The following is a 22,460-nucleotide window of genomic DNA, read 5'->3' on the forward strand; positions in this document are numbered from 1 at the left end:
AGTATTCAGGCAATAATAACTTGAGTAGGTCTTCTGTTTTCATCCTCTGCAAAAATATCAATTTTTAATATTAATCCCCAACTTTTGAAACTGATCCAATAATTGCCGAAATCTGCAATTAGAGCAAAAATAAAAACCCTTCAAATCTCAGGATTTAAAGGATTTTGTAATAATTTGCATTTCTGCTTGCGATCCGGACGGGACTCGAACCCGCGACCTCCGCCGTGACAGGGCGGCATTCTAACCAGCTGAACTACCGGATCAATTTTTTTAAAGTTAAAATTGTAAAAACTTAAGCGATCCGGACGGGACTCGAACCCGCGACCTCCGCCGTGACAGGGCGGCATTCTAACCAGCTGAACTACCGGATCTTTAACAATATTCTTGGAAAAAGCTATCTTCGATTATTGTGGTTGCAAATATATAGCTTTTTTAGGAATCTGCAAATTCTTACTAAGAATATTTTTAATATTTAAGCTAAATAACAGATTATCAAAATAGTTTTTTATAGTAAAACTGTAAACTAAAAAGTAAAACAGGTAATTAAATCCTTTATTTAAAAGGGTTGAAGGATAGTTTAAATAAGATAATTTCTATTTGGTTGGACAAAAAATATCATCAACTACAAACTCAAAAACACTTATTTTCCATAAAAAAAACCTCTGAAAAAATTCAAAGGTTTTTATTTTTAGTGCAATGCTTCACTTAAATCTATTTTTTCTTTACTTTTTCTTTCTCTAATGAAAAGAATAAAAGGAATACAGACTAGGAAAGCAATTCCCAAATAGAGAAATACATCCATATAAGATAATACAGTTGCCTGTTTTGTGACATTAAGATCCAGAATTTTGTAAGCTGCATTCAATGCTGCATCAGGAGTCATTCCTTTAGCAATAAAACTCGCTTTTAATCCTTGTATTCTTTGCTGTACATCAAAATCATTAGAATCGAGATGGCTTATTAAATTAAGCCTATACTTTTGGCTGGCGTTGGCAATAAATGTTGTAATTGCAGCAATCCCAAAAGATCCTCCCAATTGCCTCATCATACCTGTAAAAGCTGCACCCTGCCCTATTTCCTGACCTTTTAAAGTGCTTAAAGATAGTGAGGTTATAGGTATAAAAAGTAGTCCTAATCCCATTCCTCTTACAATAAGCATCCAAAAGAATGCATCTTTACTTGTATCGGGTGTAAGGATTTTATAACCCCAAAAACTGTAAACGAAAAATATAAATAATCCTAAAGATACCAAAATCTGCTGTTTTGCTCCTCTTGATAATAACTTACCAATAATAGGCATCATAAATGCAGTTGTTAATGCTGCAGGAATCATTAATGCACCAGATTGTAATGCCGTCCAACCCAAAATACTTTGAGTATACAAAGGGACTATAAATGTAGATCCGTACAACCCAAATCCTAAAACAAATGACATTACGGTTCCTATCCTTAAATTTCCATTCTTTAAAACCCGAAGTTCTACAATGGGGTATTTAAAGGTAAGTTCTCTCCAGAGAAACAGTATAAATCCTAAAACTGCTGTTGCGGTAAAGGTTACAATTACACCACTTTCGAACCAGTCTTCTTCATGACCTCTTTCTAAAATAAACTGTAATGAACCTACCGTTAATGCTAACAGGGCAATTCCTAACCAATCTACATCAGATACTTTTCTTTTCTCTGAAAATTTTGGACTTTTCACGAATTGAAGTGTCATTAAAGTAGCTGCAATCCCAATTGGAATATTAATGTAAAAAATATAAGGCCAACTGTAATTATCTACAATATATCCTCCCAAAGGCGGACCTAAAGTAGGACCGATAATTACTCCCAAACCGTAAATTGCCTGAGCCATACTGCGTTTTTCAACGGGATAAGACTCTGTAATTATTGTTTGTGAGGTTACCAGTAAAGCTCCGCCACCAATTCCCTGCATCAACCTGAAAAATACCAGTTCCCAGATATTGGTTGCGTTTCCGCATAAAAAGGAGAATAAAGTAAATATAATAATGGATGCTGCAAAATAATTTCGTCTTCCAAATTGCTGTGAAAGCCAGCTCGTCATAGGAACGATGATTACGTTTCCGATTGCATAGGCTGTAATTACCCATCCAACCTCAGAAAGTGTAGCTCCAAGATTACCCTTCATCTCATTAAGAGCGACATTCACAATCGTAGAATCTACGATTTCCAGCAAAGCACAAAGAATGGCAGTAATTGTAATAATTACCCTTCTTGCACCATATTCTACTAATGAATCTTGCATATTATTTTTAGTTTATTAAAAAATGTAGAGATTGAGAAATCTGAAAATCAGAAAACTTTAAATTCAACTTCTTAATTCTTTAATATTTAATTATTTAAGAGAAACTTCTGCTTTTACGTTCATTCCGGTTCTCAATTTATGAGCGATAGATTTATCAAGATTTACAAAATCTATTTTCACAGGAAGTCTCTGAACTACTTTTACAAAGTTTCCACTTGCATTATCCGGAGGCAGAATAGAAAAAGTTGATCCTGTTGCCGGAGAAAATGAGCTTACTTTACCTTCAAAATCTTGGTCTGGAAAAGCATCAATTTCAATTTTTACTTTTTGTCCTTCCACCATTTTTGAAACCTGAGTTTCTTTAAAGTTGGCAATCACCCATTTCTGATCATTTTTCACCAAAGAAAAAAGTTGGGAACCTGCCTGTAAAAATTGCCCTCTCTGAATGGGAACTTTACCCACAAAACCATCTTCAGGAGCTAAAATTACTGTATAAGAAAGATTCAGTTTTGCGTTTTCCACATCTACTTCTCTTTGCTTAGCTACAGAACCTGCAACCGAAATTTGCTGAGAACTTGCCGCTGTTTGTGAAGAAGCGATATTGGTTTGCTGTGCAATTTGGTTTTTCTGATCTACTAATACCTGTAACTGCTTGTCTGCAGATTGTTTGGCAGCTAGAGCCTGCTCGTATTGCTGTTGTGTTATGGAATGATCTTTTACTAAAATCTCATATCTTTTCAAATCCTGAGATGTTTTCCAAACATTTACTTTAGCAGCTTCAATTTGAGCATTCGCAGTTTTTACGGCAGCTTCAGAACTGCTGATATTCTGAGAAGTTGCATTGGTAGCAGACTGTGCAGAAGAAATATTACTTTTGGCAGTTCCTAACGCGGCAACAGCTTGTTCAAGAGCCATTTTCTGATCTTTATTATCCAGAATAACCAAAGTATCTCCTTTTTTTACAAATTGATTGTCTTTTACTTTAATTTCTGAAACATAGCCTGAAATTTTAGATATTACAGGGCTCATATTCGATGCAATCTGTGCATCATCGGTTTCTTCATGATATTGACTGTAACTATATGATCTGTAACCGAAAATTCCGCCACCGATGACAACGACAGCTAAAATAATTGGAAAAACCAAACTTTTTTTCTTTTTCGGCTGTGCGTTTTGTGTATTATTATTTTCCATTTTGGATGATATTCTTTGTTTTAATTATTATTTGATTGTTAAAGTTCCTGTAGTCTGTAAAAGTTTTCTGTAAGCAAGTGCAGCATCTGCTTTAGCATTTATAACTCCAACATTGGCAGCAATCTGTGCAGCGTCTGCATCCAAGAGTTCAGTCATGGTTGCAAGACCGTTATCATATTTGTTTTTAGTAATTCTGTAATTTTCATTTGCCTGTTCTGCAGACTTTTCGAAAACGGAGATTCTTTTTTTAGAATAATCTGAATTCTGATATTCTTTATTAACTTCTAGTTTAATATTATCGTTTAATAACTCATTTGTGGCAGATAGCTGCATTTCTCTTGCTTTCGATTGTTGAAGAGAAGAGTTTTTCTTCCAAATGTTAGACAGATTATAAGAAATTCCCACTCCAAAATTTAGAGCATTATATACTGTGAGAAATTTCGGAATATCTGCTGCGATGTAACCTCCGGTTAGTGCTATTGATGGAAGATTTTCAGCTTTAGCAGCTTTAGTTCCGAGTTCGGCGGCTTTTCTCTGTTGGTCGATAGCTTGAAGATCTTTACGGTTTTGTTGTGCTTCAGAAAGATAATATGATACAGGTTTTAAATCTGAATTCTCATCAATATAATTTTCATCAACTTTCAGTTCTGTAGTTTCTGGTAGTCCTAAAAGCAAATCCATATTTATATTAGCAATATTATAATTGTTTTTAGCTTCCAGAAGTTGAAGTTCAATATTAGAAGTCTGAAGATTAGCCTTTAAACGGTCGTTTCTTGCAATGACACCATTATTTTCAAGTTTCAGAAATGTTTCGTCTCTTTTTTGTGATGCGGTAAGATTTTCCTCTAAAACTTTAATTGCCTGATTAGCTTTAAACAGATTATTATATGCCTGAGCGACATTGTACGCAATCGCAATTTTGTCATTTTCTGAACTCAATTTAGAAGCCTCCACCAAATATTTAGCAGATTGAATTCCGTATTTAATTCTTCCTCCACTGTAAACAGGAATACTAAGATTTGCAGAACCAAAAGCAACCTGATGAACTTCCGGTCCGCCCGCAGCAGAAACACCTGGTATTTTCAGATCAATGGAAGGCTTTAAAGGGAGATACATATAGCTTCCTGAAACCTTAAGTTCCGGCAATTGCCTGTTTTTAGCTTCCAAAAGATCTGCAGTTGCTTCTTCTATTTTCGCAGCATCTATTTTTAGACTTTTGCTGTTAGATATACCAAGCTGTACGGCTTCATCCAGACTCAACTGTTTAACTTCCTGCGCGTGGAAAAAATGCACTGCTCCAAAAAACAATAGAGCAATAGCGGAGTTATTTATTTTCTTCATAACCTAAAAGGTCTTTTAAAATATGTTTAATGTGTTGTGTAAGTTCTTTGTAGTAATGTTGATTGAATACTTCATCCGGCTCCTCATTTTTAAGAAATTCTTTGTACATTTCTTTAGAATTAGAGGCATAAAACAAGGTTCCGCTAATGGTAGAATGTAAAAGATAAAGAGGTGGATTTTTTTTGAAAATACCGTTGCTTATCCCTTTTTCTAAAATTTTAGAATAAATGTTCAGGAAAATAAGTTTTGTGTTTTTTAAATATTTTACAATTTTCAAGTTTTCACTATACAGCTGCTCGCGCTGCATTATTCTGTAGAAACATTTATGCTCGCGTATTCTGCTGGCAAACTTATCTACAATAATCATCATTTTCTCCCATTCATTAATATCTGTTCTTTCTAAAATATCTTTGGCAAAAAACTGTCCTTCATTGGTTCTGTATTCCACGAGTTTCTCATAAAGCTTTTCTTTAGAACCAAAATAATAAGAGATCATCGAGATATTAACATTCGCAGCTTTGGATATTTCTCTGGTAGAAGTTCCCTCAAAACCCTTTTCAGCAAAGAGTTTTTCGGCAGCAAATAAAATATTTTCTTCTTTTGAAATCATAAACTTTAATGTTTTGCGGGCGCAAAGTAACATTTTAATTTTATAAAATCAAACGTTTGATTGATTTTATTTCATTATTATTCAAAACAAAAAAACCTTCATTAAATTATGAAGGTTGTTTTTAAAATATTTTGAAAGTGGTTTCTCCAGGGATCGAACCAGGGACACACGGATTTTCAGTCCGTTGCTCTACCAACTGAGCTAAGAAACCAATTAAAACTCTGAAATTAAAACCGCCCTTTAACAGGCGGTTTTAAAAGTGGTTTCTCCAGGGATCGAACCAGGGACACACGGATTTTCAGTCCGTTGCTCTACCAACTGAGCTAAGAAACCTTACTTCTTTGTTTTAAAGTGTTGCAAAAGTAGTAAGTTTTGCTATATGAAGCAAATATTAAGCAAAGTTTTTTCAGCAAAAACAAAAACTTACTGATTTTCAGTCTGATTATTTTCCTGTTCTTTTCTTATATGCTCGCTCATCTCTTCCAAAACAGGCTTTATGGTACTTTCGGGAAGATCGCTTATACGAATATACATCAATCCATCTATTGCATCATTGAAATTTGGATCTACATTAAAGGCAATAACCTTTGCATTCTGCTTGATGTATTTTTTTATTAAAACAGGCATTCTGAGCTCTGGTTCAAGATCATCAATAAACTTATCCAGCTTATTAAGATCTGCATTCATTTCATTAAGAAAAAGAAGTTTATCTCTATCTCTCAGTTTTACTTTAAAATCGTTTTTGGGAGTAATATATTGTGCCACCGCAGAATCATAATAATTGGACCGCATAAACTCTATCATAAGAGATTTAGAAAACTCCGAAAATTTATTGGAGATACTTACTCCGCCCATTAAAAATTTATGATCCGGATTTCTTAAGCAAACATGTACAATGCCACGCCAAAGAAGAAATAAAGGAAGCGGTTTCTGCTGATATTCTTCACTTATATAAGCTCTTCCCATTTCTATAACTTTTTTGAAGAAAGGATGAATATCCTGTTCAAACTCAAATAAAGAACTCGTATAAAACCCTTTTATTCCGAATCTTTTCATTACATCTCTGCCGAGTGCCATACGGTACGCTCCAGCCAATTTTTCCGCTGAGTTATCCCACAGAAAAAGATGATGATAGTGTTGATCGTATTCGTCTAAATCGAACGGTAGATTACTGCCCTCTCCTACAGCTCTGAAAGTAAGTTCCCTTTGTCTTCCGATTTCCCTCATTACCGAAGGAATTTCGTCGTAAGGTGTAAAGTAAATTTCGTAGTTTCCGTTAGTGAAAAGCATTCTGTCTGTTCCTCTCAGTTTAGAGATATCTTTCAGAATATCTTCTTTAGGAGTTTCATCTATAATATTCTGTACAATGTTTTCTTCCTTTAAAAGAGGAAATTTTAACGACAAATTTTTAAGATTAATAGATTGGGCTAAAGATTTTCTTTTTTCATAATAAGACTTCATCATATAGACTTTGGTCTTTAAAAACTCTCCCAATTCTTCAATACTTTCCATTTCATCCATAACCTTCACAGAGATAGGACGACCTATACGGATTCTGATGGGCTTTTCTCTGTCGTTCATCATTTCTGAAGGCAACATAAGAGTCTGTAAATTGGGATGAATCTTAGCAATCTGATAAAATAAAGTACTGTTCTTGGCATGGAAATACATAGGAACTACAAGCACTTTTGCCATCCTTATAAGTTTTAATGCGGGTTTTTCCCAATCTTTATCTAAAATTTCACCATAAGGATTATTTTTATTAGAAACTTCTCCTGCCGGGAAAATGCCTACACAACCACCATTCTCCAGATGTTTAAGAGTTTCTCGCATCCCTGAAGCACTGTTTCTGATCTCCTTTCTTCCCTCAAAAGGATTTACGGGAATTACATAAGGCTCCATTGGCTTTATTTTCTCCAAAAGAAAATTTCCCATTACTTTAAAATCCGGACGAATTTCTGACAGAATTTTACACATCAGAATACCATCTATTGCACCCAGCGGATGATTAGAAACTAATATGAAAGGTCCTGTTTTGGGTATTTTTGCCAAATCTTCCTCAAAAGCGATGTAGCTTAAATTTCTTTCACGCACAAAAGAATCGAAAAAGTCTTTTCCCTTTTTATCTTTCAGTTTATCGTAAAGTCTGTTAACTTCATTTATCTTGGTAATACTCATTACGGCAGAAGCGACAGGATTTTTCAGAAAACCTATTTTACTTAGACCGGAAGCTTGTATTAAATCATTTTTCGAGATTAAGCTCATGTGTGTTTAGTCGAAATTAGTTTTATTGTGTTACCATTTGTAACGTATTTTTTGCTATTTGCTCCAATAATACGTTTTTTCCTTGGTAAAATTTGTCGATGTTATCTTTTTTTGCATTTCTTACCGTAAATAAAGATACATTTTTTACAACATCTGTTTTGAAAATTTTCTGAAGCTCTTCATTAAGTTCATCTATATTATTAAATTTATCTTCAAGGCAGAATTCTAATGATATCGCAGAATTCTGCATGAGAGAAACTTTAATTTTATATTTAGCCAGATTATTAAAAATTAAAGACATGTGATCTTCGGCAATAAATGAAAAATCTCTTGTAGAAATTTTCAGTAAAGTCTGTCCTTCTTTCAGGATATAAGATTCTTCGTTTTGATTTTTATCTGAAATTCCAACTTTAGTACCTTCTTTAGACGGATCTACAAAAGACTTCACATAAAAAGGAATATTTTTTTGTTTTAATGGCTGTAAAGTTTTAGGATGAATTACGCTTGCTCCGTAATAAGCCATTTCTATTGCCTCTTCGTAAGAAATATTAGAAAGTAAGGCAACATCATCAAATTTTCTTGGATCTCCGGTCATTACTCCCGGAACATCCTTCCAAATCGTCATTGCTTCGGCATTAAGGCAATAAGCGAAGATTGCAGCAGAATAATCTGAACCTTCCCTTCCCAAAGTTACAGTAAAATTGTTTTCATCAGAACCAATAAATCCCTGAGTAACATAACATATATCTTTGCTTAAATGAGCAATAAATTCTTCCGTTTTCTCCCAGTTTACAATACCGTCTCTGTAAGAGTTATCGGTTTTAATGTAATCTCTTGCATCCAGCCACTGGTTTTTAAACTGAATTTCATTAAGATACTCACTTACAATCTTTGTAGAAATCATTTCACCACAACTTACTACCTGATCGTAAACAAAATTATAATTAGGAGACTTATTTCTTCTTAAAAAAGAATCTATATCATCAAAAAATAGATTTATTTCCGAAAAAACTGCATGACTTTGAGGGAATAATCCTTCAGCAATTTCAATATGTTTTCGTTTTATTTTTTCAATTTCGGTTTGGTAGTTCTGTTTACTGAAGTAAAGCTCAACAACTTTTTCCAGCTCATTGGTTGTTTTGCCCATTGCAGAAATTACAAGAAGACATTTTTCAAAGCCTTGGCTTTCAAGAACCATAGATACGTTTTTTACACTTTCAGCATCTTTTACAGACGCTCCACCAAACTTAAAAATTTTCATTAAATACTTAGAAATAAAATTGTTAGAAAAAAATGAACGACAGTTTTTTACGGGTCACAAAATTATAAATTTACGCCGAGATATGAAATACCCTCTTACAGACACCACCTTAAGATTTTATTAAAATTGACAAATCTTTAAATTTCACCATTTCTTAACATAGAATCTGCATACAGTGTTTCTTAAAAAATGATAAGCTCAAGATAAAACCTACTCATAAACACCTAAAAATAAGTAAATTAAGTCTTTTGTTAATTTTTTGTTTCAAATGTAATTATTTTTACGAAATTTGGAGAAATCGTAAAAAAAGGAAAACATGTCAGAGCAGCCATTACAGACCTTAGGGGAATTTCTTATTGATAAACAGGATGACTTCCAGTATTCTACGGGAGAATTTTCTCGACTTCTGAGTGCAATAAGACTAGCTTCTAAAGTAGTAAACCGTGAAGTAAACAAAGCAGGAATTGCAGATATTATCGGGAAAGCAGGAAATGAAAACATACAGGGAGAAGAACAGCAGAAATTAGATGTAATAGCCAACGATATTTTCATTACAGCATTATCTCAAAGAGAAGTTGTGTGCGGAATTGCTTCTGAGGAAAATGATGACTTCATCGATATTAAATGTGGCGAAAACGGACACCTAAGCAAATATGTTGTTCTCATAGATCCTTTAGACGGATCCTCCAATATTGATGTAAATGTATCTGTGGGAACTATTTTCTCTATTTACAGAAGAGTAACAGAACCAGGAACTCCCGTTCAGATTGAAGATTTCTTACAAAAGGGAATCAATCAGATTGCGGCAGGATACGTTATTTATGGTTCTTCTACCATGATTGTTTATACTACCGGAAACGGAGTAAACGGCTTTACATTAGATCCTTCTTTAGGAACTTATTATCTTTCTCACCCGAATATGACTTTTCCTAAAACCGGAAAAATCTATTCTATTAACGAAGGAAACTACATTAAATTTCCTCAGGGAGTAAAGAATTATTTAAAATACTGCCAGATGGAAGAAGGAGACAGACCGTATACATCACGATATATTGGCTCATTGGTGGCAGATTTTCATAGAAATATGCTGAAAGGCGGAATTTACATCTATCCATCTTATTCTCAGGCACCTAATGGAAAACTTCGTTTATTATACGAATGCAATCCGATGGCATTTTTGGCAGAACAGGCGGGTGCTAAAGCTTCAGACGGATTCCGAAGAATTCTGGAAATTGAACCTACAGAACTTCACCAAAGAATACCTTTTTTCTGTGGTTCTGTAGAAATGGTAGAAAAAGCAGAAGAATTCATGAGAATCGACAGCGTTAAGTAATGACAGCAAAATATTACAGATATCTATTAAACTTCAAACGCCCGAGTGGAACATCTCGTGGCGTTTTGCTTGATAAAGAAACCTTTATTCTCGAAATTTCCGACAATCAAAAAAAAGGAATTGGCGAATGTGCCGTTTTCAGAGGATTAAGTTTTGATGACCAACCCGACTATGAAGAAAAATTACAGTGGCTTTGTGAGAATATTCAGCAGAAAACTGAAATTTTAAAAGAGCATTTAAAAAACTACCCTTCTATTTGGTTTGGTTACGAACAGGCAATGCTTAATTTAAAACATAGCGAAAACATATATTTTCCCAGCGAATTTACAGAAGGAAAATCGGCTATTACCATTAACGGACTTATCTGGATGGGAGATGCAGATTATATGGAAGAACAAATTCGTGAAAAACTGCAAGATGGCTTCCACTGCATCAAACTGAAAATAGGTGTCGACTGGAAATCTGAACATACAATTCTTCAAAAATTAAGAGCGAAATTTTCTAAAAATCAACTTGAGCTCCGTGTGGACGCCAATGGTGGTTTTAATAAAGAAGAAGCTAAAACAGTATTGAAACAATTAGCCAATCTAGAAATTCATTCCATAGAACAGCCCATAAAAGCTGGAAATTGGAAAGATATGGCAGAATTATGCAGTAATACGGAAACACCTATTGCACTGGACGAAGAACTAATAGGAATTTTAGATATTCAAAAGAAACAGGAGCTTCTGGAAATAATTCGTCCGCAATATATTATTCTAAAACCTGCATTAATTGGTGGATTTTCCGGCTCTGATGAATGGATTTCACTTGCAGAAAAACACAATATAGGTTGGTGGATTACCTCCGCTTTAGAAAGTAATATTGGGCTGAATGCAATTTCTCAATACACATTCACGAAGAAAAGCAATATGCCGCAAGGATTAGGTACAGGCAATTTATTTACAAATAATTTCCCCAGCACCTTACAATTACAAGGCGACAAAATTTTCTTCGAAAACGGTATTATTACAATTAGTTAAACTACTCCATCCACAAAAATTGCTTTTTTGATGTAGTCTAAAAACTCAGAAAATTTCTTTTTGAACTTTTTCATATCGACAGTTAATATTTAGTTAAATCGGTTCTGCTAAGATCGGGAAAAACATCCAAACTTGGTGAATTTTATGTGAAAAAATCTTTACTTTTTTTGCACATCTAAATTTACTAAATTTGCAAATTGTCGCTTATTGCGATTACTAAAGTGAATTTAATGGAAGAAGAAAAAAAATCACTCAATTTTATTGAGCAAATTATAGAAGATGATTTGGCAAATGGTCTTAAACAAGAAGAGATCCGTTTCCGATTTCCACCCGAACCAAATGGTTATCTCCACGTTGGTCATACTAAAGCCATCTGCATCAATTTTGGTTTGGGAGAAAAATACAATGCACCCGTAAACCTTCGTTTCGACGATACAAACCCTGAAAAAGAAGAACAGGAATTTGTAGATTCTATTATGAAAGACGTTGAATGGTTAGGATTTAAATGGGACAAAGTCTTGTATGCATCCGATTACTTCCAGCAACTTTACGACTGGGCCGTTCAGCTCATAAAAGAAGGAAAAGCGTATGTGGATGAACAGCCATCTGAAATCATTACCGAACAAAGAAAAAATCCTACAGAACCAGGCATTGAATCACCATACAGAAACCGCCCTGTTGAAGAATCTTTAGATTTATTCGAGAGAATGAAAAACGGAGAATTTGAAAGTGGCTCTATGTCTTTGCGTGCAAAAATAGATATGGTTTCGCCGAATATGAATATGCGTGATCCTGTTATGTACAGAATTTTGAATAAACCTCACCACAGAACAGGAACTGCATGGAAAATATACCCTATGTACGACTGGGCACATGGAGAATCTGATTATATTGAGCAAATTTCGCATTCTTTATGTTCTTTGGAGTTCGAAAATCACAGACCTCTTTACAACTGGTATTTGGATCAGGTTTACGAAGAAGGAAAAGTGAAAAACAAGCAGAGAGAATTTGCAAGAATGAATGTTTCTTACATGATTACTTCCAAAAGAAAACTGCAAAGATTAATTGCTGAAAATGTAGTGAACGGATGGGACGATCCGAGAATGCCTACCATTTCCGGGATGAGGAGAAAAGGCTTCACACCAACTTCTATCAGAAATTTTATTGATAAAGTGGGAGTTGCCAAAAGAGAAAATTTAATAGAACTGCAGTTATTGGAATTCTGCGTTCGTGAAGATTTAAACAAAATCGCAAAACGTGTAATGACAGTAGTGGATCCCATAAAATTAATCATTGAAAACTATCCTGAAGGACAGGAAGAATGGCTGGAAACAGAAAATAATCCTGAACAGGAGAATGCGGGAACAAGAGAAATTCCGTTTTCTAGGGAATTATACATCGAGCGTGAAGACTTTAAGGAAGAAGCGAATAATAAGTTTTTCAGATTAAAATTAGGTGGTGAAGTCCGTTTAAAATCTGCTTATATCATTAAAGGAGAGAGAGTAGAAAAAGACGAAAACGGAAATATTACAACTATTTATGCCACTTACGATGAAAAATCTAAGTCTGGAAGCGGCACAGAAGAAAGTTTGAGAAAAGTAAAAGGAACTATCCATTGGGTTTCTGCAAAACACGCTATCCCAGTAGAAGTGAGAAATTATGATAAATTGTTTACTGTAGAACAGCCTGATGCTGAAAAAGATGTAGACTTCCTTAATTTCATCAATCCGGAATCGGTAACTACCATTCAGGGGTTTGCAGAGCCGAGTTTAAAAGATGTGGCAGTTGGAGAACCTCTTCAATTTCAAAGAATTGGTTATTTCACTAAAGATCAAGACTCTACAGACACGCAATTTGTTTTCAACAGAACTGTTACTTTAAAAGATTCTTACAAGCCAGAGTAAAATTTATTGATACAATATACATCAACAGAGCTTATTATTGTAAGCTCTGTTTTTTTTATTTTAATATTTTTACTGAAATAATTATGCCTCGGCGTAATGCACTCTATATTTTCTTGTAAACAAAAAGAAGAATACATAAAATATGAAAATCCCAATCAGTAAAATCATCCATTCAGGCAAATGAAAAACTTCTGCAAAACTTTCTTTTTGAACAAATAAGATAAGCAATGATGAGCACAAATTGTTAAATCCGTGCAAAAGCATAGGCAAAAGGAGCGATTTTGTTTTATAATACACCAATCCTAAAACTGTCCCTAACAATATTCCACCAATAAACTGCCATGGATTGCCATGGATAAGACCAAATAAAAATGATGAAATCACGATAGCTTTCCAAGGTTTTACTCCATTATTAATCATTCCTTTCTGAATGATTCCCCTGAAAATAATTTCTTCGAAAATGGGCGCCATAAATACAGTCGTGATAATCATAACTGCCGGATCTTCAACTACACTCTTCATCAGATTTTCGAAAAACTGATAAAAATATCCAAAAAAAAGCCCTGTTGTAGGAATAAGTGAAGTTGTAAATTCACCAATAAGCATCATCCCAAACATCATCGGAAAAATAAGCAGATAGGTAGAAAAATTTGTTGTTGAAAAATTGAAATTCAGCTTCATTTTCGTTGAAGGTCTAACCACAAAAAAATCAAAAAAAGCAATAATCAAAGGGAAAACCAAAGCATTTCCCATCATTAAAAACCAAGGTTTCTGCGAAACATCTATTTTGAAAAAGAACTTTGCTGCCAAAACAGCAAAACCTACTATCATACTGCCTACAATATATCCTGCAAAGAGAATTAACCCTCCTACCCAATCAAAAATAAATTTCGGATATCTGCTTTTTTCCATATTTTTAAGATTACACGGCAAAGATAATTTTTTTGTGGAAAGCAAAATACCTTTTAAATGGCTTTTAAATAAAATTGGGTTGCTGAATTTTTTTCTGGTTGGTCTAAAATAATTTGATTTTCACAATCCATTAAAATTCACGATTTTTGCAAATTCAAAACAGAATATGTCAGACTTAATCAAAGAAATAGAAAAAAGAAAAACTTTTGGGATTATCTCTCACCCGGATGCCGGAAAGACCACTCTTACCGAAAAATTACTACTTTTCGGGGGAGCAATTCAGGAAGCAGGTGCAGTAAAATCTAACAAAATAAAAAAAGGGGCAACTTCCGATTTCATGGAAATTGAAAGACAGAGAGGAATATCCGTTGCAACTTCGGTTTTGGCATTTGAATACAGAGACCACAAAATAAATATTCTCGATACACCAGGACACAAAGATTTTGCAGAAGATACTTACAGAACTTTAACAGCGGTAGACTCTGTAATTGTTGTGATTGATGTTGCAAAAGGGGTTGAAGAGCAGACAGAAAAACTCGTACAGGTTTGCAGAATGAGAAACATTCCTATGCTGGTTTTTATCAATAAACTAGACCGCGAAGGAAAAGATGCATTTGATCTGCTGGATGAAGTTGAACAGAAATTAGGATTAACGGTTTGTCCGCTTTCTTTACCAATCGGTATGGGAAGCGACTTTCAGGGGATTTATAATATTTGGGAAAACAATATTCAGTTATTTCTGGAAGAGAAAAAACAAAAAGTTGGAGACTCTATTAAATTTGATGATATTAATGACCAGTCTATAGATGAAGCCATCGGTGAGAAAGCTGCATCTACACTAAGAGAAGAACTCGATCTTGTACAGTCTGTTTATCCTGAATTTAACCGTGAAGATTACATGAAAGGAGATTTGCAGCCTGTTTTCTTTGGTTCTGCCTTAAATAACTTTGGAGTTCGGGAATTGCTGGATGCTTTTATAGATATTGCTCCAATGCCACAAGCTAAAGAAAGCGATACCCGTTTGGTAAAACCAGAAGAAAATCAATTTACAGGATTTGTATTTAAAATTCACGCCAATATGGATCCTAAACATAGAGATAGATTAGCTTTCGTTAAAATTGTTTCAGGAACATTTAAGAGAAACGAAAACTATCTTCTTGTAAGAGAAGGTAAAAAGATGAAATTTTCTTCGCCCAATGCATTTTTTGCAGATAAAAAAGAAGTAGTGGATGAAAGTTTCCCGGGAGATATTGTAGGTCTTCATGATACCGGAAGTTTCCGAATTGGTGATACACTTACCGGTGGAGAAAAACTGAGCTTTAAAGGGATTCCGAGCTTCTCTCCTGAACATTTCAGATATATTAACAACAATGACCCTTTAAAAGCTAAGCAATTGGCAAAAGGAATCGACCAACTAATGGATGAAGGCGTTGCACAGTTATTTACGCTTGAAATGAATAACAGAAAGATTATAGGAACTGTTGGTGCACTTCAGTATGAAGTTATCCAATACCGTTTAGAGCACGAATATGGAGCAAAATGCACTTATGAGCCACTTTCTATACATAAAGCATGTTGGGTTGAAGCCGATGAGAAATCTGAAGAATTTAAGGAGTTTGCAAGATTAAAACAAAGATTTTTGGCAAGAGATAAATATAACCAGCTAGTATTTTTGGCAGATTCTTCTTTTACTATTCATATGACACAGGAGAAGTTCCCTAATGTAAAACTGCATTTTATCAGTGAATTTCAGAATGCATAACCATTTAATAATTGTATAAAAAAAGGCTGTTCAAATAATTTTGAACAGCCTTTTTTTATTGTGAAAATGGAGTGATCTCTTTACGATTTACTCATTACATTAAAGTTATTTCCATTTAATATTGCAGCCCATACTTGGTCTTTGAATTTCTTCCTGTGGTTCGCCAATTAAAAGATTTTCAAAAGCAATGATTAAATCTTCTCCCGTTACTTCTTTATGGTTACCCGGTCTGGAATCGTCCATTTGTCCACGATATATAAGATCCAATTTCTCATCAAAGAAAAAGAAATCTGGTGTACATGCCGCATCATACGCTTTGGCAATCGCCTGGCTTTCATCGTATAAATAAGGAAAATCGAATTTTCTTTCAATTTGAAATTCAATCATTTTTTCCGGAGAATCTGCAGGATACTTTTCTACATTATTCGCGTTTATGGCAATAAATTCTATTCCGCTTTCATTGTAGTCCTCGTATAGTTCAGTCAATTTATCAATTACATGAAGAACAAACGGGCAATGATTGCACATAAAGATTACCAAAGTGCCTTTTTCTCCTTTCAAATCGTCAAGAGATTGTAATTCGTTATTTTTGGAGGGGTTTGGAAGCTCAAAAAAAGGAGCTTTTGTTCCTAACGCTATCATATTTGAGGGAGTATTCATAATTTAAATCAATATATTAAGTTAAAATTTTATCAATTTGTTTCAATCGCAATAAATGTCTTTTTTAAACACTTATAATTACCATCTGAAAAATTTCCATTTGGGAATAATTGCCAACATTCCGAATCCTGTAAAAATAAAGAGATTCATAACGTCTGAATATAAGAATGTTGAAAGATAATAATTTTGCATAAAAAAATGTGTTAAAAGCATGATGGGAAATATCACCAACCCTTCTTTCCTATAAAAATACATGAGTACAATAGCCACAAGCATCAAAATATTTACCGAGAAAATAATGTAAAAATATCCTTTGGGAATATTGAGGATTTCATGCTGAAGATACTCGTCAAAATCAATACCTATCCCCATAAAAGTGAATAACACGAGTGATGCCAATGTAAGAATAAATCCCCATCCTTTTTTAGGATTTTCATCAAAATAGTTGTATTCTTTATATTCTTTTTCCATAATGCAAAAATAAAGAACTTATGAATGATTTCATAAGTTCTTCGGTATTTATATCGTTAAAATTGATTAAATAGAGATCGCGTTGATCAATCTGTTTTTGTCGCTCAGGAATTCTTCCATCGAAATCATACTTTCAGTTCTCATAACATCCTGAATATCGTCTATTTGATAGATAATTCTTTTTGCATCGTTTGTATTTTTCGCTCTTACCTTACAGAAAATATTATATTTTCCTGAGATAACGCTTGCTTCAATAACATTCGGAATGGTTGATAATTCTTTCAAAACCTCCTGTGTACGGTTTGATTTTGTTAAAAGAATTCCTATAAAAGCCGTGAAATGGTAATCTAATTTACCATAATCAAGGTTAAGAGATGATCCTAAAATAATACCTGCATCTTCCATTTTCTTTACCCTTACGTGGATTGTACCCGCAGAAACATCCATCTGCTTAGCAATTTCTGTAAAAGGCATTCTTGTATTTTCTACCAGAAAATCAAGAATTTTCTTGTCTATTTCGTCCAGTTGATAGTTCATATTAGTGAAATTATATTTTTCCTAAAAAATCTTTAAATTTTTTACAAAATTAAAAAAAATAATTAAACTAAAAAAATTATCTTAAATATTAACAATTATTAACATGGATGATAAAAATCATTAAAAAATTCTAACTATTTGAGCTTGTATTTTACAGAATCTGTTTTTATGACAGAACTGTCATCCTCTGACTTTTTGTCTTTTTTCTTCTTTTTGAAGAAAGAATTAAAGCTTTTACTCCAAACAATACCACCTCCATAAGCTTGATTTGCAGACCCATTGGTACCTACAGTACCCGCTCCCATACCGATATTGGTAGGCTTAGAATAACCTCTTACCACCAGTGTACCATCGTTTTTCTTAGAAATATCGTATTCTATAGAACCTTCTCCGGAGAGATAGTTATTATTGGCAGTTTCAGTTCTTGTTAAAGGTATTCCTAAACCTGTCTTAACAGTAACTCTAGGAGAAAAGTTGAAACTTACACCAGCGTTGGCTCTATCGCCAAAATTAGATAACTGATCTCCGCGTACGTAATTCAAGTCAATTTGAAACTCATTACTCAGTGTGTTCAGTACAGAACCAAGCTGTTTCAATATCATATTATATCCAGAGGATTCTGCAACTCCAACCGCATCAATATTGAAACTTCCTGTATTGGTAACATTAAATGAATTCAATAAAAGTATAGAACTGAACTGCAATACATTTTCGCCTTCAGTCTGATTGATTTTTGCAGCTAATGTTTCTTTCACCTGACTGGAAACATCTAGTGCGACAACATTAGGTGTCAATATTGGATCTTTTAAAGTATTTGTAATCTTCATTTGAAGTAGAACATTAATAGGTGGTAATTGTCCCATATTAAGATACTGACCGGCATTAGAAACTGTTTTTGTATAATTTGCAGTAATATCCAAAGCCGGTTTCATTGCATCACCATCCCATCTAATACTACTATTTTTCTGAATCTGAAAAGTTCTATTGAGAATCACTTTAGAAACAAAAGTTCCACTTTCTACCATATAAGATCCGTTCATGGCTATATTTCCCTGTCTGCTCATCTGAAATTTTAGATTTTGGGCAGCACCTTTCACACTGATATTTCCTGCATCATCTCCTATGAGAACGTTAACGGTGGTTCCTTTATCTACATCAACATTAAAATCAATATTCATATTAGAACCCGATTTTTTCTTTTCTTCTAATGTAACAATACCGTCTTTACCTTCTTTTAAGAATCTGAGCATTTTAAACTCATCAACATTAGATGTGGAACTGGAATTGAAAGTAAATGTACTTCCATTCAATGCTTTCATATTTGGAGTAGAAAGGTTTAGTGCAGAAACCGGTCCGTCCACATATAAATCTCCTTGTCCATAAACCCTTCCCCAAAACAAATCATAATCTTTTTGTGCCGTATTAAGCATCAGAAGATTATCTGCCCTCATTACTAAGTTGACTCCCATTGACGAAAGCGTTTCAAACTGAATCGCTCCGGAAATAGTTCCCTGAGAGTTGGATCGTCCGTCTTTTACACCAATGTTATTCAAAACCGCCAAACCTTTGGAAAGAGGAATAACCGTATCATCAAAAGAATAATCTACTCCTGTAAACAAAAGCTTTAATCCAAAATCTTTCAATGCAATATCCCCACTATAATCCAGGTTTTTAAAAGTTCCCTTAATTTTAAGATCTCCAGTAGCTTTTCCTCTTAAATTTCCAAAAATATTCTGTACAAACTGCTGTGTAAAAGAGAGGTCAAAATCTCTGAGTTCCGTATTCAGATCAATCGTTGGAGAAGGTGTATTATTATTTACCGTTCCGGTTAAATGTAGATTATTTCCTCCAATAATTCCTGCTGAAGCTACTTTTACGTCTACATCATATACATTTAGAGAAAAACCGTTCACTGCAGAAATGGTAACATCACCCATATCGTTCCCGTTCATCATGATATTATCTACGGTAAGATCTACCAATGGCTGCAATGTGCTTTTATCCATTTTTATTTTCACATTTCCATTAGCAATCCCTTTTATATCCATTGGGTTACCACCAGATTGCATATCAAAAATCTTTTCGATAGCAAAATTCTGTACTTCAGCATCCAAATAGAAATCTTTTGCCGACTTGAAAGTAGATTCATTAATGAGCAGCGAACTATTATCTGAAAATATTTTAAGGTTTTTAATTTCAAAATCTCCTGTGTTCTTGCGATAACTAATGTATTGATCTAAATCTGGACTTGTATCTACCGCCCATTTTGTATTGTTAAGAGTGATTTCAGTAGGTTCGAATCTGAAAACATAATCTCCGGCAGCATTGGTTGACTGATTAAAATTGATTGCATAAGATTGCATATCCTCTTCTATTTCATCCTGAGGAGATCCATATTTAAAATTAGTAGCAATTCTAAGCAAAGAATTATTCTCATTCTTCCCCGTGAGTACAAGATCTTTTAGAATATTTTTATTATACTCAAGTCTGTTAATCTTTGCATAAAGTTGTTGATCTGCATTGGCAGTATTAATTCTCACCATCATACTGTCTACCATTGCACTATCGCGGGTAATCCGAATACGGTCGTCTGTTTTATAATCGGGATTTGCCTCTGCCAAAAGTCGGTCTGCTTCAGAAATTTCTTCTTTCTTGGTCATAATATACTTCAAAGAAGCAGCGTCTAAATTAAGAATGAGATTATTAGAATTTCCATCATACTCACCTACAACCTTAGCTCCTTGTGGCAATTTAAGATCTGGTGAAAAATAGGCTACAACTCCCTGTTCCACATCAAAATCCATGTTAAAAGATTGTCCGCGATATAATTTTCTTGGTTCTGGACCTACTAAAATTTTTCCTAAACCATTTTCTACCATTCCCGCCAAATCTCCGAGGTTATATTTACCGGATATTTTACCGTTTACTGCTCCGGGAGCATTCACAACGATTGAACGGCTACCGTTTTCTAAAAATGTTTTAAGATTAGCTTTCTGAATATGATATTTTTGATCTGCTGTTGCAAGATTCACATCCGAAGCTTCCACATCCAGAGTAAGATCATTAATTCCGGACATCGCCATCTTTCCATTAACGTTTCCGCTTACGATTTGCCTACCAGATTTCCCGGTGAAATAATTCATATTAAGGTACGCCACATTGGCATCTACATTCGCCGAAATTCTTTTGGTGCTGAAATCAATTAAGCCTTTAACCGTAGCTTTTGCCTCTTCATCATTTACGGTGATAAGCCCGTTGTATTTTTTATGATCCAAAAGACCATCCAAAACCACATTATTAATTTCCTTATTCATGATTTCAATGCTAGAAATCTGAGATTTTGTACTCAGACGCATGGTATTGACATCAAAACTTTGCCCGTCTAAATTGAATTTACCAGAAATAAGCCCGACCGCTTTACTTTTAGTGATAACAGAAGTATTAAGATCATTAACTTCTGCATATCCTTTATATTTAGGCATTGTAGAGCTGTAATCTGACAGAGAAAAATTAGAAATCTTCGCCCGACCAATTCCTGTCATTAAATTACCTGAAGAAACATACACCTGTTTTGGAGTAACTCTTGCAGCTCCGTTATATTTTAGCTTACCGAAATCGTCTGCAAAATTTTTCATTTTTGAAGAAATAAAAGCCGGCATCATCGCTTTAAGATCTTTGTACGTAAAATCTGTAGAAAGATTATTGGTTTCAATTAAAAAATTACCTTTCAGCAAGTCTTTTGCTTGTAGCTTTTTAGTAGCAATATTTACATTAGGGTTTCTAATCAGGAAGTTTTCTAAAGTGAAGTTATTCAAGGGACCAGTCATTTTTCCACTTGCATTAAACGGAATAAAATTATCCCAGTTCGTTACAAAATAACTAATATCATAGCCGCTTATCTGGCTTCCCAGCTTCATATTCATGTCCCAATTTACTTTATTGGTAAAGTCTGCCCAAGAACCATTATGTAGATTAAATTTAATATCTCCCTGAAGAAGAGAATGATCGGTATTTAGCGTAAGATCTTTTAAAGCTAAAAAATCTTCTGTCATCGAAAAATCGGTAGAAAATGTTTCTACAAAGTGAGATTTACCCCATCTTTTAGTAACAAATGTAAAATTATCTATGGTTGCGTTAATGTCTGCACCATTCACTTTAACTTTTGGAGCAATTAAACTAACATTCTCTGCAGTTAACCACTTGCCTGCTTCACCAGGAGAATTCTCATTGACAATGGAAATTTTAGAATTAAGAATTTCCAGTCTAGAGTTAAGCTGAAAAGGAGGTTTTTTAGGATCACGCTTTTTACCACTATCGAAAAGTTTTGTAAATCTTATAAAATTTGAAATACTGTCCCCTTTATAGGTAATTACTCTTACATCTGCATCTTTAAGGGTAACTCCGTTAAAGCTTAAAGAATTATGCTTTCCTATATTGGATGCCAAAGAAAACCAGTCGGAATTGGCGATAAATTCTTTTGCTTTAATAAAATCCAGACCTTTATAGTCTTTAATTTTCAAACCTTTAATGGTAACATCACCGAAAAAATTAACCTCGACACTTTCGGTGGACATATCTGCTTTAAAATCTCTATTAACCAACTGCAAAGCCTGATCTGCCGCCCATCTTTTGGTAACCGGCAAATTAATGGCAATAAAAACAAGAATAACAATAGATAAAAGAGTCCAGAAAAGAATAAGTAACAATTTTGCCCACCAAGAATAACTTACGAAATCTTTAGCCGCCTGTTTACCAAATTCCTGAGCTGTATCTATGGGATGGTTTATTGCATCCGAAGCAAGTTCCGCAGCCTCTTTTACTGTTTCCTGAACGTTATCCACAGTTTTCTGAACCTGATTTCCCAGGTTTTCGGCTACCGATTTTTTATTCTCATTTTCGTTATTATTCTCTAACTTTGCCAT

General features: G+C 34.1%; 15 protein-coding genes and 4 tRNA genes. 4 read left to right on the forward strand and 15 right to left on the reverse strand.

Annotated elements, in window-relative coordinates:
• Positions 1–189: 189 nt before the first annotated feature.
• From IV513_RS09900 to IV513_RS09945, 10 genes are all read right to left on the reverse strand, one after another.
• Positions 190–263: transfer RNA gene (locus IV513_RS09900), tRNA-Asp, on the reverse strand.
• Positions 264–297: 34 nt separating this feature from the next.
• Positions 298–371, reverse strand: a tRNA-Asp gene (locus IV513_RS09905).
• A 317-nt stretch (positions 372–688) separates the two neighbouring features.
• Entirely contained in the window at positions 689–2,266 is a 1,578-nt protein-coding gene (locus IV513_RS09910; protein ID WP_209390414.1) for a DHA2 family efflux MFS transporter permease subunit, read from the reverse strand.
• A gap of 90 nt (positions 2,267–2,356) precedes the next feature.
• A complete protein-coding gene (locus tag IV513_RS09915) occupies positions 2,357–3,460 on the reverse strand; it encodes an HlyD family secretion protein (RefSeq protein WP_209390415.1) in 1,104 nt (367 codons plus the stop codon).
• A gap of 27 nt (positions 3,461–3,487) precedes the next feature.
• Positions 3,488–4,801 carry a TolC family protein gene (locus IV513_RS09920; protein WP_209390416.1) on the reverse strand — a complete coding sequence of 438 codons (1,314 nt, stop codon included), beginning with the start codon at positions 4,799–4,801 and terminating at the stop codon, positions 3,488–3,490.
• Positions 4,785–5,411 carry a TetR/AcrR family transcriptional regulator gene (locus IV513_RS09925; RefSeq protein WP_209390417.1) on the reverse strand — a complete coding sequence of 209 codons (627 nt, stop codon included), beginning with the start codon at positions 5,409–5,411 and terminating at the stop codon, positions 4,785–4,787. Before IV513_RS09925 ends, IV513_RS09920 begins: the two co-directional genes overlap by 17 nt.
• Before the next feature lie 138 nt (positions 5,412–5,549).
• Positions 5,550–5,622 (reverse strand) — tRNA-Phe (locus IV513_RS09930).
• Between the two features lie 49 nt (positions 5,623–5,671).
• Positions 5,672–5,744: transfer RNA gene (locus tag IV513_RS09935), tRNA-Phe, on the reverse strand.
• A gap of 90 nt (positions 5,745–5,834) precedes the next feature.
• A complete protein-coding gene (locus IV513_RS09940; RefSeq protein ID WP_209390418.1) occupies positions 5,835–7,676 on the reverse strand; it encodes a lysophospholipid acyltransferase family protein in 1,842 nt (613 codons plus the stop codon).
• Between the two features lie 22 nt (positions 7,677–7,698).
• On the reverse strand, positions 7,699–8,937 hold the full coding sequence (locus tag IV513_RS09945) for an aspartate kinase (RefSeq protein ID WP_209390419.1): 1,239 nt from the start codon (positions 8,935–8,937) through the stop codon (positions 7,699–7,701).
• Positions 8,938–9,253: 316 nt separating this feature from the next.
• Here IV513_RS09945 and fbp point away from each other — a divergent pair, with 316 nt between their 5' ends.
• The 3 genes from fbp (at position 9,254) to IV513_RS09960 (ending at position 13,196) form a co-directional block, all read left to right on the forward strand.
• On the forward strand, positions 9,254–10,270 hold the full coding sequence (gene fbp / locus IV513_RS09950) for a class 1 fructose-bisphosphatase (protein WP_209390420.1): 1,017 nt from the start codon (positions 9,254–9,256) through the stop codon (positions 10,268–10,270).
• On the forward strand, positions 10,270–11,292 hold the full coding sequence (locus IV513_RS09955) for an o-succinylbenzoate synthase (protein ID WP_209390421.1): 1,023 nt from the start codon (positions 10,270–10,272) through the stop codon (positions 11,290–11,292). The genes fbp and IV513_RS09955 overlap by 1 nt, the downstream gene beginning before the upstream one ends.
• A gap of 230 nt (positions 11,293–11,522) precedes the next feature.
• Positions 11,523–13,196 (forward strand): glutamine--tRNA ligase/YqeY domain fusion protein, encoded by a 1,674-nt coding sequence (locus IV513_RS09960; RefSeq protein ID WP_209390422.1) that lies wholly within the window; start codon positions 11,523–11,525, stop codon positions 13,194–13,196.
• An 81-nt stretch (positions 13,197–13,277) separates the two neighbouring features.
• Here the strand turns inward: IV513_RS09960 and IV513_RS09965 are convergent, their stop codons facing one another.
• Positions 13,278–14,108: a CPBP family intramembrane glutamic endopeptidase gene (locus IV513_RS09965; protein ID WP_209390423.1), complete on the reverse strand. Its 831-nt coding sequence runs from the start codon at positions 14,106–14,108 to the stop codon at positions 13,278–13,280.
• A 166-nt stretch (positions 14,109–14,274) separates the two neighbouring features.
• Here IV513_RS09965 and IV513_RS09970 point away from each other — a divergent pair, with 166 nt between their 5' ends.
• The gene (locus IV513_RS09970; protein ID WP_209390424.1) at positions 14,275–15,870 is read left to right on the forward strand and encodes a peptide chain release factor 3; all 1,596 of its coding nucleotides are present in this window, start codon (positions 14,275–14,277) and stop codon (positions 15,868–15,870) included.
• Between the two features lie 105 nt (positions 15,871–15,975).
• Here the strand turns inward: IV513_RS09970 and IV513_RS09975 are convergent, their stop codons facing one another.
• The 4 genes from IV513_RS09975 to IV513_RS09990 form a co-directional block, all read right to left on the reverse strand.
• Positions 15,976–16,533, reverse strand: a complete 558-nt coding sequence (locus IV513_RS09975) for a thioredoxin family protein (protein ID WP_209390437.1) — start codon at positions 16,531–16,533, stop codon at positions 15,976–15,978.
• A gap of 75 nt (positions 16,534–16,608) precedes the next feature.
• Complete coding sequence (locus tag IV513_RS09980) at positions 16,609–17,001, reverse strand: hypothetical protein (RefSeq protein WP_209390425.1); 393 nt, start codon at positions 16,999–17,001, stop codon at positions 16,609–16,611.
• A gap of 66 nt (positions 17,002–17,067) precedes the next feature.
• Entirely contained in the window at positions 17,068–17,538 is a 471-nt protein-coding gene (locus IV513_RS09985; RefSeq protein WP_209390426.1) for an Lrp/AsnC family transcriptional regulator, read from the reverse strand.
• A 134-nt stretch (positions 17,539–17,672) separates the two neighbouring features.
• Positions 17,673–22,460, reverse strand: a complete 4,788-nt coding sequence (locus tag IV513_RS09990; protein ID WP_209390427.1) for a translocation/assembly module TamB domain-containing protein — start codon at positions 22,458–22,460, stop codon at positions 17,673–17,675.

Origin of the sequence: Chryseobacterium sp. RR2-3-20 (genome assembly GCF_017808115.1) — a bacterium.
Classification (GTDB): Bacteria; Bacteroidota; Bacteroidia; order Flavobacteriales; family Weeksellaceae; genus Chryseobacterium; species Chryseobacterium oryzae.

Excerpts from the sequence above, each read along its gene's own strand:
- IV513_RS09940 (WP_209390418.1), bottom strand. The coding sequence starts at position 7,676 with ATGAGCTTAATCTCGAAAAATGATTTAATACAAGCTTCCGGTCTAAGT.
- IV513_RS09945 (WP_209390419.1), bottom strand. The coding sequence starts at position 8,937 with ATGAAAATTTTTAAGTTTGGTGGAGCGTCTGTAAAAGATGCTGAAAGT.
- IV513_RS09960 (WP_209390422.1), top strand. The coding sequence starts at position 11,523 with ATGGAAGAAGAAAAAAAATCACTCAATTTTATTGAGCAAATTATAGAA.
- IV513_RS09910 (WP_209390414.1), bottom strand. The coding sequence starts at position 2,266 with ATGCAAGATTCATTAGTAGAATATGGTGCAAGAAGGGTAATTATTACA.
- IV513_RS09920 (WP_209390416.1), bottom strand. The coding sequence starts at position 4,801 with ATGAAGAAAATAAATAACTCCGCTATTGCTCTATTGTTTTTTGGAGCA.
- fbp (WP_209390420.1), top strand. The coding sequence starts at position 9,254 with ATGTCAGAGCAGCCATTACAGACCTTAGGGGAATTTCTTATTGATAAA.
- IV513_RS09985 (WP_209390426.1), bottom strand. The coding sequence starts at position 17,538 with ATGAACTATCAACTGGACGAAATAGACAAGAAAATTCTTGATTTTCTG.
- IV513_RS09965 (WP_209390423.1), bottom strand. The coding sequence starts at position 14,108 with ATGGAAAAAAGCAGATATCCGAAATTTATTTTTGATTGGGTAGGAGGG.
- IV513_RS09955 (WP_209390421.1), top strand. The coding sequence starts at position 10,270 with ATGACAGCAAAATATTACAGATATCTATTAAACTTCAAACGCCCGAGT.
- IV513_RS09970 (WP_209390424.1), top strand. The coding sequence starts at position 14,275 with ATGTCAGACTTAATCAAAGAAATAGAAAAAAGAAAAACTTTTGGGATT.
- IV513_RS09980 (WP_209390425.1), bottom strand. The coding sequence starts at position 17,001 with ATGGAAAAAGAATATAAAGAATACAACTATTTTGATGAAAATCCTAAA.
- IV513_RS09915 (WP_209390415.1), bottom strand. The coding sequence starts at position 3,460 with ATGGAAAATAATAATACACAAAACGCACAGCCGAAAAAGAAAAAAAGT.
- IV513_RS09925 (WP_209390417.1), bottom strand. The coding sequence starts at position 5,411 with ATGATTTCAAAAGAAGAAAATATTTTATTTGCTGCCGAAAAACTCTTT.
- IV513_RS09990 (WP_209390427.1), bottom strand. The coding sequence starts at position 22,460 with ATGGCAAAGTTAGAGAATAATAACGAAAATGAGAATAAAAAATCGGTA.